The following is a 12027-nucleotide window of genomic DNA, read 5'->3' as shown; positions in this document are numbered from 1 at the left end:
CCGAGGCGGTTGGCGATGGCGTGGCCGATGAAGAGGTAGACCACGGCGGCCAGGCCGTAGCCGGTGACCACGCGGGCCCAGTCCTCGTCGAAGGTGCTGTGTTTTCTGGGGGTGCCCCCAGACCCCCTGGTCTCGTGACCAGCCGGGGTCTGGACCGGGACGTTTGCGTCTGGGGGTCAGCGGTGGCCGAGGCGGTTGGCGATGGCGTGGCCGATGAAGAGGTAGACCACGGCGGCCAGGCCGTAGCCGGTGACCACGCGGGCCCAGTCCTCGTCGAAGGTGAAGAGGTCTCGTGACCAGCCGGCCAGCCAGTTGGCCGCGTCATGGACGAACTGGACCAGGTCGTTTGCCCGGTTGGCGTCCAACAGGTACATCAGAATCCACAGGCCGAGGATGAAGGCCATGATGTCGGCGACAACCGCTATGGCTCTGGCCGCGGAACTGGAACCGTGAGATCTAGACATGCCTTGCGTATGGCCCCGGAAGCCCGGCGGAAACCTACGGCGACGGCCCTCCGTCCGGAACCGGGTCCGGACGGAGGGCCGTCGAGGTGCCTGCGGGGCGGGCGGGTCAGCCGCGCTGGATGCCCGAGCTGTCCTGGAGGACGCCCCGGCGGCCGTCCTGCGTCTGCGCGACCAGGTTGGCGCCGCGCTGCTCGACGGCCAGGTACCAGGTGCCGGGCGCCAGCTCGGCGATCGGCGTGGGGGAGCCGTCCTCCGCGAACAGCGGACGCGGCACCGGCACGGCGAACCAGAACGGCGAGAAGTCCCCGGCCGGCTGCGCCTGCGCCTGGGCCTGCTGTGGGGCCTGCGGCTGCGGCGTGGGCTGACCCGGCTGCGGCTGACCGCCGAAGGGCTGACCGGGCTGACCCGGCTGACCCGGGTGACCGGGCTGGCCCGGCTGGCCGCCGTACGGCTGCTGCTGCGCGCCGGGGTAGCCGTAACCGCCCTGCGGCTGGCCGCCGTAGGGCTGCGGCGCGGCCGGTCGCGAGGCCGGGATCAGGGTGCCCTTGAGGGCGGGGAGCAGCGGCGTGGCCACGGCCGCGGCGGCCATGACCAGCGTGGCGATGAGGGCGAGGATCAGGCCCAGGCCGAGGTCGGGACCGTCGGAGCCACCGCCGACGTTGTCGACACCGCTCGCCGGGTCGAAGACGTTGCCGAGGGCGCTCCACGCGGCGAAGATCGTGAACGCGATGCCGAACTGGCCGAGGTCCAGGCCGACGACCTTCTTGGGCTGCGGCAGCCCGCGGGCCACCACGATGAGCGCGGCGCCGATGATGCCCGCCAGAACGACGCTGAGTACGATCGGCCCGCTGCCCCACAGGTTGGGCAGTTCGAGGCTGTCGGGAGCGTCTTCGACGGAGTAGAGGCCGAGGAACGACGCGATCAACAGCAGAACCGCTGCTCCGATCACCACGCCGTCGCCTCGAGTGAGGGAGCGGATATTCACTTCAGGTCCTTCGTAGGTCGTCTCGTCGTCAATAGAGGCGTCGCTGTCACGATGTCGCCGAAAGGTTCCGGTGTGAAGCGCGGGGGTGGCCCCTCATCGTATAGACGACACTATCGTCCGCACATCGGGGCTGTCCGCAGGGATCGGGACGCTGATCACTACCCGCGCAAGAAACTCACGATTCCGTCAGACATCCCTTGCGCCGCCTTCTGCCGCCACGTACCGCTGGTCAGCAGCGCCACGTCCTTGTCCCCGCGCATGTTGCCGCACTCGATGAACACCTTGGGAACCGTTGACAGATTGAGACCGCCCAGGTCCGTGCGCGTGACCAGGCCGGTACCGTCACCCACGTAGTTGGACGGCGCACTGCCCGTGGCGCGGACGAAGTTGCCCGCGACGCGCTCGCCGAGTTCGGCGGACGGCGCGACGATGGCGCGGGTGTCCGCGTCGCCGTCGTGCACCGCGCCCGGCAGGATCACGTGGAAGCCGCGGTTGCCGGCCCCCGAGCCGTCGGCGTGGATCGAGATCGCGGCGTCCGCGTCCGCCTCGTTGCCGATCCGGGCCCGCTCGTCCACGCAGGGGCCGTACGAACGGTCGCCGTCCTGCGTCAGTTTCACCGTGGCACCCTGCTTCTCCAGCAGCGTGCGCAGCCGGTGGGCGACGTCGAGGGTGAACTTCGCCTCCGGATAGCCCGCGTTGGTGGCGGTGCCCGTCGTGTCGCACTCCTTCCAGTGCGTGCCGACGTTCACCTTCCGGTTGATCTCGGACGGGTGCTGGAAGTTGCCCGGGTTGTGCCCGGGGTCGATGACGACGACCTTCCCCTTGAGCGGCCCGGACGCCCCGGCGGGCGCGGGCTTGGAGTCGGAGGGGGACGCGGACGGTTTCCCGGTGGCGGAAGGGGAGTTGTCGGCGGGCCTCTTGGAGTCGTCGCTCGCCGAGGCCGCCCCGCCGGAGGGTGCCGCCGAGGACGTCCGCGCACCGGCTTCGCCCCCGCCGCCGTCGGAGCCGCCGACCGCCGCGAACACCCCCCACCCGAGCAGCGCCCCGGGCACCAGCGCGGCGACCGCCACGGTCAGCGGGCGGCGCAGCGGGGAGCGGCGGGGCCGGGGAGGTTCGAAATCGGGGCCTGTGTACGACACGTCAGCGACTCTAACCGTGCCCTCAGATCCCCGTGCCCGTTCGCCGCAGGACGCGCAGCGAGTCGGTCACGGAGACCTCCGTGAAGGCGCCGGACGCGAGGGCCCTGAGGTAGACGCGGTACGGGGCCTGGCCGGTGAACTCGTCGGCCGGGTGCGGGAAGACGTCGTGGATGACCAGGAGGCCGCCGTCGGTCACGTGCGGTGCCCAGCCCTCGTAGTCGGCGTTCGCGTGCTCGTCGGTGTGGCCGCCGTCGATGAAGACGAGGCCGAGGGGGGAGTTCCAGACCGCCGCGACCTGGGGCGAGCGGCCGACGAGGGCGACCACGTGCTCCTCCAGGCCGGCCCGGTGCAGGGTGCGGCGGAAGGTGGGGAGGGTGTCCATCACGCCCAGCTCGGGATCGACCGTCCCCGGGTCGTGGTAGTCCCAGCCCGGCTGCTGCTCCTCGCTGCCCCGGTGGTGGTCGACGGTGAGCGCGGTGACCCCGGCCCGGCGGGCCGCGTCGGCGAGCAGGACGGTGGAGCGCCCGCAGTACGTGCCGACCTCCAGCAGCGGCAGCCCGAGCCCGCCCGCCTCCACGGCGGCGGCGTGCAGCGCGCGGCCCTCGTGCACGGGCATGAATCCCTTTGCGGCCTCGAAGGCGGCCAGGGCGTCGGGGGCGGGCGGCGCGGACATGCGGGTCCTCTCGGTGACGCGGGGCGCCGGGCAGTGGCGCGGCTCGGCGCCCATGCTGCCGCACCCCCCGCCAGGTGTGCGGGCGGGGGTGCGGCGAGGAAGCGGGGGTGGGGGGTCGGGCGGGGAGAGCCTTGCCGGGGCGGCGCGGAGTTGGGCGCCTGTACTGCCTCACTCCCTGCCGGGTGTCGGGCGGGGAGTGCGGCGAGGGAGCGGGGTCGGGCGGGGAGAGCCTTGCGGGGTCGGCGCGGGGTTGGGCGCCTGTACTGGCGTACCTCCTGCCGGGTGTCCGGCGAGGGAGGGGAGCGTGAGCGTGTGGGGCCCGGCGGGGAGAGTCCCGCCCGGCCGGCGCGGGTGCGGCGCCCGTGCTGCCCGCACCCCCTGCCGCCCGTGCTGCCCGCGCCCCCTGCCGGGCCTGCGGCAGGGGGTGCGGCGGGGGAGCGACGGCGTGCGGGTCAGGCCGGGACCGGCTCGCCCGGCAGGGGCAGGTCCAGGTCGACCTGGTGGTCGCCGCCGTGGGTCGCCGCGTGGGCGAGCGGGCCGTGTCCGGCGGCGCGGGCGGCCAGGACGTACGGGCCCCGCGCGGGCACGGCGAGGGCGTAGCTGCCGTCCCCGGCGGAGAGGGTCGCGCCCGCCTGCCGGCCGTGCCGGTCGATCAGCGTGACCTTGGCGCGGGCGACGGGGGCGCCGTCGGCGGCCAGCACCCGGCCGCGGAAGCCGCGCGGCAGCTCACCGGCGATGGTCTTCCCGGTAATGGCCTTCCCGGCGAGTGCCTGCTCGGCGCGGGCCAGGTTCGCGTCCTCCTCGCTGCTCGCGCGCAGCTGCGTGGCCGTGGACGGGCGGCGGCGGGGGAGGAAGAAGGCCAGCGCCAGGCCGACGGCGACCGCGGCGGTCGCGATCAGGAAGGAGACCCGGAAGCCGTGCATGGTGGGGACGGCGACGCCGCCCACGTCCTGCGCGGTGTTGGCGAGCACCATGCCGATCACGGCGCTCGACACCGACGTACCGATGGACCGCATCAGGGTGTTGAGGCCGTTGGCCGCGCCCGTCTCCGAGGCCGGGACCGCGCCGATGATCAGCGCCGGCAGGGAGGAGTAGGCGAGACCGATGCCCGCGCCGATCAGCACCGAGGTGATGACGGTCTGCCAGGCGGCGCTCATCAGCGCGAGGCCGCCCGCGTAGCCGACCGCGATGATCATCAGGCCGATGATCAGGGTGGTCCGGGGGCCGTAGCGGGCGGACAGCCGGGCGTACACCGGCGCCGTGAACATCATCGTCAGGCCCAGCGGGGCCACGCACAGGCCCGCGACGACCATCGACTGCCCGAGGCCGTAGCCGGTCTCGGCGGGTACCTGGAGGAGCTGCGGCAGGACGAGGGAGATGACGTAGAAGGAGACGCCGACCATGATCGAGGCGAGGTTGGTGAGCAGGACCTCGCGGCGGGCCGTGGTCCGCAGGTCGACCAGCGGGGCGGCGACGCGCAGCTCCATCAGGCCCCACAGCAGCAGGACCACGACGGCGGCGGCGAACAGGCCGAGCGTGGTGGGCGACGACCAGCCCCAGTCGCTGCCCTTGGTGATCGGCAGGAGGAAGAGGATCAGACCGGCGGTCAGACCGACCGCGCCCGGCAGGTCGAAGGAGCCCTTGGCACGCAGCGGGGACTCCGGTACGACCAGCAGGGTCAGGGCGATGGAGAGCACGCCGAGGCCGGCGGCGCCGTAGAACAGGGTGTGCCAGTCGGCGTGCTGGGCCACCAGCGCCGCGGCGGGCAGCGCGAGGCCGCCGCCGACGCCGATCGAGGAGCTCATCAGCGCCATCGCCGAGCCGAGCCGCTCGCGGGGCAGCATGTCGCGCATCAGGCCGATGCCGAGCGGTATCGCACCCATCGCGACGCCCTGGAGCGTGCGGCCGACGATCATCGGGAGGAGGGCGTCGGTGAACGCGCTGACCAGTGCGCCCACCACCATCACCGAGAGGCTGACGATCAGCATGCGGCGCTTGCCGAACAGGTCGCCGAGCCGGCCCATGATCGGCGTGGCCACGGCTCCGGACAGGAGCGTGGAGGTCAGGACCCAGGTGGCGTTGCTGGGGGTGGTGTCCAGAAGCGCCGGCAGGTCCTTGATGACGGGGACGAGCAGGGTCTGCATCACCGCGACGACGATGCCCGCGAAGGCGAGCACCGGGACGGTGGCCCCGCTCGCACTCCGGGTGGGTTCGTCGGTCGTCGTGTGGGACATGGGGTGGGGCCTCCAGGCCGGGGGGCGTCGAATGCGGTGCGCAATGGCTGTGCGTGATGGCGGTGCGGGATGACTGCAGGATGAACCTCGTCAGCCGGGGCAACTATTCCGTTGCTTCGGGTCCCTAATGAATTCTTGACCTTCTCTTGATCCGCCGCCTGGTCCCGCGACGCCTGGGTCCGAGGACCTAGTCCGGTCTGGGACCAAATTCCGATGCAAGGGCCGCGCCGCCGCTGAGACCATGACACCCATGCCCGAAGCAACCAGTTCCCCCGTCTCCGCCGCCGCCCGGACATCCGCCCGCCGCACGCCCCCGACCTGGCTGGTCGTCGCCCTGGCCTGCGCGGGACAGTTCCTGGTCGTGCTCGACGTGTCCGTCGTCAACGTCGCCCTGCCGTCCATGCGCACCGACCTCGGGCTGAGCGCGCAGGGGCTCCAGTGGGTGGTCAACGCCTACGCCATCGCCTTCGCCGGGTTCATGCTGCTCGGCGGACGGGCCGGTGACCTCTACGGACGCAAGCGGATGTTCCTGGTCGGGCTCGGGCTGTTCACCCTGGCCTCACTGGGCGGCGGTCTGGCCCAGGAGGGCTGGCAGCTGCTGGCCGCGCGGGCCGTGCAGGGACTCGGCGCGGCGGTACTGGCGCCCTCGACGCTGACGATCCTGACCGCGGCGGTGCCCGAGGGGGCCGCGCGGGCCCGGGCGATCGCGACCTGGACCGCCGTGGGCGCCGGGGGCGGCGCCGCGGGCGGACTGGTGGGCGGCGCCCTGGTGGACGGGCTGTCCTGGCGCTGGGTGCTGCTGATCAACGTGCCGGTGGGTGCGGTGGTGCTGGCCGGCGCCGTGCTGTGGCTGACCGAGAGCCGGGGTGCGGCGCGGCGGCGCCTCGACCTGCCGGGCGCGCTGCTGGTGACCGTCGGACTGGCCACGCTCGCCTACGGCATCTCGCAGACCGAGTCCGAGGGCTGGACGGCGACCGCGACGCTGGTGCCCCTGCTCGTCGGCCTCGGGCTGCTCGGGCTGTTCCTCCTCGTCGAGGCGCGGACGGTGGCGCCGCTGATGCCGCTCGGGCTGCTGCGGCTGCGGTCGGTGGCGTCGGCGAACGTGGCGATGCTGGTGTCCGGCTCGTCGATGTTCTCGATGTGGTACTTCATGACCCTGTACGCGCAGAACGTGCTGGGCTACACCCCGCTGGAGGCCGGTCTCGCGCTGGTGCCGAGCTCGCTGGCGGTGATCCTCGGGTCGAAGGCGGCGCCGCGGTTCATGCCGGTGCTCGGGGTGCGGAACGTGGCCGTGCTGGGCACGCTCGTGGCGGCGGCCGGCTTCGGCTGGCAGTCGACGATGACCGCGGACGGGGGCTTCCTGACGGCGATCATGATCCCCGGGGTGCTGATGATGCTGGGCGCGGGCATGGCGGCGACGCCGCTGGCCTCGCTGGCCATCTCCGGCGCGGCGCCCGGTGACGCGGGGCTGGTCTCCGGGCTGGTCAACACCTCCCGGACGATGGGCGGTTCGCTGGGCCTCGCGGTGATGTCCACGATCGCGGCGGCCAGGGCCGGGGGCGAGCACGCCGGCCCGGTGGCGCTGACGGACGGTTACGCCCTGGTCTTCCGCACGGGAACAGCGGTCCTGACCGCCGCGGCCCTCCTGATGTGGGCATGGCTACCAACCGGAAAACCGAAAACCGCCCAGGCATGAGCGCCCCAAAGGGGCGCGGGGAACTGCGCGAGCAACCACCCACCGACCCGCAGCCGAAGAACCACCCCACCCCCCGGGCAGCCCCCACTCACACCCACCCCTGCCGCCGAGCCTCGCGCAGCGCCTCCGCGCGGTTGCGCGTCGCGGTCTTCCCGATGGCCGCGGACAGATAGTTGCGCACCGTCGACTCGGAGAGATGCAGCGCCCCGGCGACGTCGGCGACGGTCGCGCCGTCCGCCGAGGCCCGCAGGACGTCGCACTCCCGGGCCGTGAGAGGGCTGGGGCCAGCACTCAGCGCGGCGGCGGCCAGTACGGGGTCCACGACCGTCTCGCCGCCCAGCACCCGGCGCACGGCTCCGGCCAGTTCCTCCACCGGACCGTCCTTCACCAGGAAACCGGCGGCGCCCGCCTCCATGGCCCGCCGCAGGTACCCGGGGCGGCCGAACGTGGTCAGGATCAGCACCCGGCACCCGGGCGCCCGTTCGCGCAGCTCGGCGGCGGCGTCCAGGCCGCTGCGGCCCGGCAGTTCGATGTCGAGAAGGGCGACGTCCGGACGGTGCGCGAGCGCGGCGCCGACGATCTCGTCCCCGGCCGACACCTGCGCGACCACCTCGATGTCCTCCTCCATCCCGAGCAGCAGCGCGAGCGCGCCGCGCATCATGCCCTGGTCCTCGGCGAGGAGGACACGGATGGGGTGGGGGCGGGGCGGCTCGCCGGTCACGGGGGAAGACTCGTCGGTCACGGGGCCAGATTAGGGCGCCGGCGCCCCCACCGGCCTCTCCTCCGCCGGTACCGGGAGTTCCGCCGTCACCGCGAAGCCGCCCCGGGGCTCCACGCCCGCGGTCAGCGAGCCGCCGGCCGTGAGGAGGCGTTCCGTCAGGCCGGTCAGGCCGGTGCCCGGACCCTGGGTGGGGCCGGCGGCGCCCGTGCCGTTGTCCGTGACGGTGAGCCGTACGCGGTCCGCGCCGCCCGACACCGCGATCTCGCACCGGCTCGCCCCGCTGTGCCGTACGACGTTGGTGACCGCCTCCCGCACCACCCACCCCAGCAGCGCCTCGGCCTGCGGAGGCAGCGGGGGTCCCGAGCGGTGGACCACCGGGTCCACGTCCGCGGCGGCCAGCGCCGAACGGGCCCGGTCCAGCTCGGTCCCCAGGCTGCCCTCCCGGTATCCGGTGACCGCCTCCCGGACCTCGGTCAGCGCCTGACGCCCGACCGCCTCGATGTCGGTGATCTGGGTCAGCGCGGCGTCCAGGTCGCGGTGCGCAAGACGCCGGGCCGCCTCCGACTTGACCACGATCACGGACAGGGTGTGCCCGAGCAGGTCGTGCAGGTCGCGGGAGAACCGCAGCCGCTCCTCCGCCACCGCCCGCGTCGCCAGTTCCTCCCGGGCCGCGCGCAGTTGCCGTACGGCGTCGGACAGGCCCAGGATCGCGGCCGTCACCATCGTCGACAGGAAGGTCCCGTAGGCGATGTTCAGGCCGGTCCAGCCGTCCTTGACGCCGGCCACGACCCCCGCCACGGCCGCCAGCGACCAGCCCCACCGGCCCAGCCACCGGCCGCGCAGCGCCGCGCCCGCCGCGAGGCCCAGCAGCGGGAAGAACAGCAGCCAGCTGCCGCCGTAGGCCAGGGACAGGGCGCAGGTCACCAGCGCCATGGCGGCCAGGGCCAGCCGGGTCGACGGCGACTCGCGCCGCTCCTGGTCGAAGGAGCGGAAGGCCACGTAGATGTAGAGCGAGTTGAAGACCAGCAGCCCCAGGCCGCCGATCCAGGGGTTCGACGTCCGCCCCTGGAAGATGTTGGCCAGGCTGCCGAGGCCCATCAGCAGCCAGGGCAGGAGCGCGAAACCGGTGGGCGGCGGACCGGCGCGCTCCGGCCGCCCGTCCCCCTCCGCCGCCTCCGCCTCCGCCGCCGCCGCCTCCGCCTCCGCCGGCTCGGGCTGCCGCGCCGGCTGCCACGCGTCCAGGCGGCACGAGACCCTGCGCAGCCACCCTCCGGTCCCGGTCATCGCCCTCGGCTCCTCTCCTCGGTCGTTCACGTGCTCAACCGCTTCCCGCGACGCGACGGTAGGACAGGACGGCGTACGCCCCGAACGCCAGCAGCCAGGCCGTCAGTACGAGAATCGCACCCGCCGGGGGCGCGTGCCCCGTGGCGACCGAGGTGCCCAGCTCGGCGAAGCGGTTGGTCGGGGTGTACGAGGACACCGCGCGCAGCCACTCCGGGAACAGCGCCAACGGGAACCACAGCCCGCCCAGGACCGCGAGACCCAGGTTGGCCACCATGTTCGCCGCGCCCGTGGTCTGGCCGGTCAGCCGGTAGCCGTTGCCGAGGCCCAGCAGCGTGAAGGGGACCGAACCCAGCCACAGCAGCAGCGCCAGCGCCGCCCACTGCCAGACGTCCAGCCGTACGCCGTTGACCAGGCCGCCCGCGGCGAGCACGGCCGCGATCGCGGGCAGCACCGTGACCGAGGCGGTCAGCGCGCGGCCCACCACCACCTGGTGCGGCGGCATCGGCGTCACCCGCAGCTGCCGCAGCCAGCCGATCGCCCGGTCCTCGGCGACCCCGCCGCCGGTGTTCAGGGCCGAGCCGACCGCGCCGTACGCCGCCATGCCGACCATCGCCCCGGTCTTCCAGTCGCCCGCGTCGCCGCCCCCGAGGTTGGTGAAGAGGAGGTACATCAGGACCGGCATGGCGATGCCGCCGATGACGAAGCCGGGGTCGCGCAGCGTACGGCGCGTCTCCAGCCGCAGATAGTCCCTCATCGCACCGGCTCCGTCTCGGCAGTGGACCCTGCAGTCGTCGTCAGGGCCAGGAAGGCGTCGTCCAGTGACGCCGGGGCGACCTCCAGGCCGCGGATCGCGCCACGCTCGGCGAGGGCGATCACGGTCGCGTCGGAGTCCTCGGTGCGCAGCAGCGCCCGGTCCCCGCGGATCTCCAGCGCGCGCACGCCGGGCAGCAGCGCCAGGTCGCCGGTGGCCCGGCCGGCCAGGTCGAAGGAGACGCGGCTGCCGCCCGCCGCCCGGCGCAGTTCGTCGCCGGTGCCGTCCGCGACGATCCGCCCCCGGTCGAGGACCAGGATGCGGTCGGCGTGCGCCTCGGCCTCCGCCAGGTAGTGGGTGGAGAAGAGGACGGTGCTGCCGCGCCGCGCGTAGGCCCGCATCGACTCCCAGAAGGTGTGCCGGGCCTCCACGTCCAGGGCCGCCGTGGGTTCGTCGAGGACCAGCAGGCCGGGGTTGCCGGCCAGCGCGATCGCGAACCGCACCCGCTGGGTCTGCCCGCCGGACAGCCGGTCCACGCGACGCCCGGCCAGCCGCTCGATCCCGGCCAGCTCCAGGGCCTGCCCGACCGGCATCGGCGCCGGGTACCGGCCGGCCACGAAGGCGACCAGCTCGCCCACGGTGACCCGGGGCACCGCCCGTGCCTCCTGGAGCATGGCCCCCACCCGGCCCGCGCGCACCGCCCGCTCCGGCTCCCCGCCGAACAGCGCCACCGTGCCCGCGTCGGGCGGGCACAGGCCCAGCAGCAGCGCGATCGCCGTCGATTTGCCCGCGCCGTTGCGGCCGAGCAGCGCGACCGTCTCACCGCGCGCGATCTCCAGGTCCACGCCGTCCACGGCGCGCACGTCGCCGTACGCCTTGGCCGCTCGCGTGAAGGAGACGGCGGACGCGGTGCCTTCTGTCGGTCTCATGCCGGTGACGCTACGGAGCCGGCGGGGGCGGGCGGCAGATGCGGTTGTCCGGAGTCCGGGAGGACAAATGTCACGGGTGACCGGCGTCCCGTACGGTCGTGGCTGCCGGTCGTCCGCCGGTGATCGGCCACGTGACCGGGAGGACAGCCATACCCATCGACGCGGCCACGGCACTCGCCGCACCGCCCCACGTCCGCGAACTCGCCTGGGACCACAAGGACGTCCAGCTCTACCACCTCGGGATCGGCGCCGGCCTGCCCGCCACCTCCCCGCGCGAGCTGCGTTACACGCTGGAGTCCCGGCTGCACGTGCTGCCGAGCTTCGCGACGGTGGCGGGCGGCGGCCCCCCGGGCGTGATCGGCGCGCTGTCCATGCCCGGCGTCGACGTCGATCTCGCCCGTGTCCTGCACGGCGGGCAGCGCCTGCTGACGCACCGGCCCGTCCCGGTGCGCGGCCGGGCGAGCGCGGCCTCGCGCGTCGTCGCCGTGTACGACAAGGGCACGGCGGCCGTCCTCGTGCTGCGCACCGACGTCACCGACGCGGACGGACCGCTGTGGACCGACGAGGCCGAGATCTTCGTACGCGGGGAAGGCGGCTGGGGCGGTGAGCGGGGACCGTCCGGGCGCCCCGCCCCACCGCCGGACACGGAGCCCCACCTGGTGGCCGAACGGCCGGTACGCGAGGACCAGGCGCTGCTCTACCGGCTCTGCGGTGACTGGAACCCGCTGCACGCCGACCCGGAGTTCGCCGCGCGCGCCGGCTTCGACAGGCCCGTCCTGCACGGGCTGTGCACCTACGGCTCCACGCTCAAGTCGGTCGTCGACACGCTGCTGGACGGTGACGTGACCCGGGTGCGCGAGTACCGCACGCGGTTCGTCGGGGTGGTGTACCCGGGGGAGACGCTACGGGTGCGGATGTGGCGGCCCGTGGTGTCGGACGGCGGCCGTTCGGTGCGCGCGGCGGTGAGCGCCGTCGAGCGGGACGACGCCCCGGTCCTCGCCGACACCGTCGGGCGGATCGGATGTCGCTGTCGGGGGCGCGGCGGCCGGCGGTCGGCCGGGGCGGGGGGCGCGGGGGGCGGGGGCGCTGGCCGCGGGGGCGGGGGGCGCGGGGGGCGGGGGCGCTGGCCGCGGCGGGGGCGGCGCGGCCGG

10 protein-coding genes and 1 pseudogene are annotated in these 12027 nt (G+C 74.2%); 2 read left to right on the top strand and 9 right to left on the bottom strand.

Annotated elements, in window-relative coordinates; translation table 11 throughout:
* Positions 1-176: 176 nt before the first annotated feature.
* From ACFWR9_RS22425 to ACFWR9_RS22405, 5 genes are all read right to left on the bottom strand, one after another.
* Positions 177-464 (bottom strand): hypothetical protein, encoded by a 288-nt coding sequence (locus ACFWR9_RS22425; protein WP_383844962.1) that lies wholly within the window; start codon positions 462-464, stop codon positions 177-179.
* Between the two features lie 106 nt (positions 465-570).
* Positions 571-1449, bottom strand: a complete 879-nt coding sequence (locus ACFWR9_RS22420; RefSeq protein ID WP_383844960.1) for a hypothetical protein — start codon at positions 1447-1449, stop codon at positions 571-573.
* A gap of 158 nt (positions 1450-1607) precedes the next feature.
* On the bottom strand, positions 1608-2588 hold the full coding sequence (locus tag ACFWR9_RS22415) for an N-acetylmuramoyl-L-alanine amidase (RefSeq protein ID WP_383844958.1): 981 nt from the start codon (positions 2586-2588) through the stop codon (positions 1608-1610).
* Between the two features lie 22 nt (positions 2589-2610).
* On the bottom strand, positions 2611-3261 hold the full coding sequence (locus ACFWR9_RS22410; protein WP_383845049.1) for a class I SAM-dependent methyltransferase: 651 nt from the start codon (positions 3259-3261) through the stop codon (positions 2611-2613).
* Between the two features lie 452 nt (positions 3262-3713).
* Positions 3714-5495, bottom strand: coding sequence for an MFS transporter (locus tag ACFWR9_RS22405; protein ID WP_383844956.1), 1782 nt, complete (start codon positions 5493-5495; stop codon positions 3714-3716).
* Between the two features lie 241 nt (positions 5496-5736).
* Between ACFWR9_RS22405 and ACFWR9_RS22400 the strand changes: the two genes are divergently transcribed.
* Positions 5737-7191, top strand: coding sequence for an MFS transporter (locus tag ACFWR9_RS22400; protein ID WP_383844954.1), 1455 nt, complete (start codon positions 5737-5739; stop codon positions 7189-7191).
* Positions 7192-7279: 88 nt separating this feature from the next.
* Here the strand turns inward: ACFWR9_RS22400 and ACFWR9_RS22395 are convergent, their stop codons facing one another.
* Genes ACFWR9_RS22395 through ACFWR9_RS22380 form a run of 4 tightly spaced genes read right to left on the bottom strand, consistent with a single transcriptional unit; the run spans position 7280 to position 10876 of the window.
* Complete coding sequence (locus ACFWR9_RS22395) at positions 7280-7912, bottom strand: response regulator (RefSeq protein ID WP_383845047.1); 633 nt, start codon at positions 7910-7912, stop codon at positions 7280-7282.
* Positions 7913-7942: 30 nt separating this feature from the next.
* Entirely contained in the window at positions 7943-9196 is a 1254-nt protein-coding gene (locus ACFWR9_RS22390; RefSeq protein WP_383844953.1) for a sensor histidine kinase, read from the bottom strand.
* A 34-nt stretch (positions 9197-9230) separates the two neighbouring features.
* Complete coding sequence (locus ACFWR9_RS22385) at positions 9231-9950, bottom strand: ABC transporter permease (protein ID WP_383844951.1); 720 nt, start codon at positions 9948-9950, stop codon at positions 9231-9233.
* Positions 9947-10876 (bottom strand): ABC transporter ATP-binding protein, encoded by a 930-nt coding sequence (locus ACFWR9_RS22380; RefSeq protein ID WP_383844949.1) that lies wholly within the window; start codon positions 10874-10876, stop codon positions 9947-9949. Before ACFWR9_RS22380 ends, ACFWR9_RS22385 begins: the two co-directional genes overlap by 4 nt.
* A 149-nt stretch (positions 10877-11025) precedes the next feature.
* Here ACFWR9_RS22380 and ACFWR9_RS22375 point away from each other — a divergent pair.
* Positions 11026-11886 (top strand): annotated as a pseudogene (locus ACFWR9_RS22375) (MaoC/PaaZ C-terminal domain-containing protein); the annotation flags it as partial.
* Positions 11887-12027: the final 141 nt, after the last annotated feature.

The organism is Streptomyces sp. NPDC058534 (assembly GCF_042717365.1).
In the GTDB taxonomy this organism is placed as follows: Bacteria; Actinomycetota; Actinomycetes; order Streptomycetales; family Streptomycetaceae; genus Streptomyces.
Note: the sequence above shows the minus strand (reverse complement) of the source record. Positions and strands in the feature narration are given on the sequence as shown.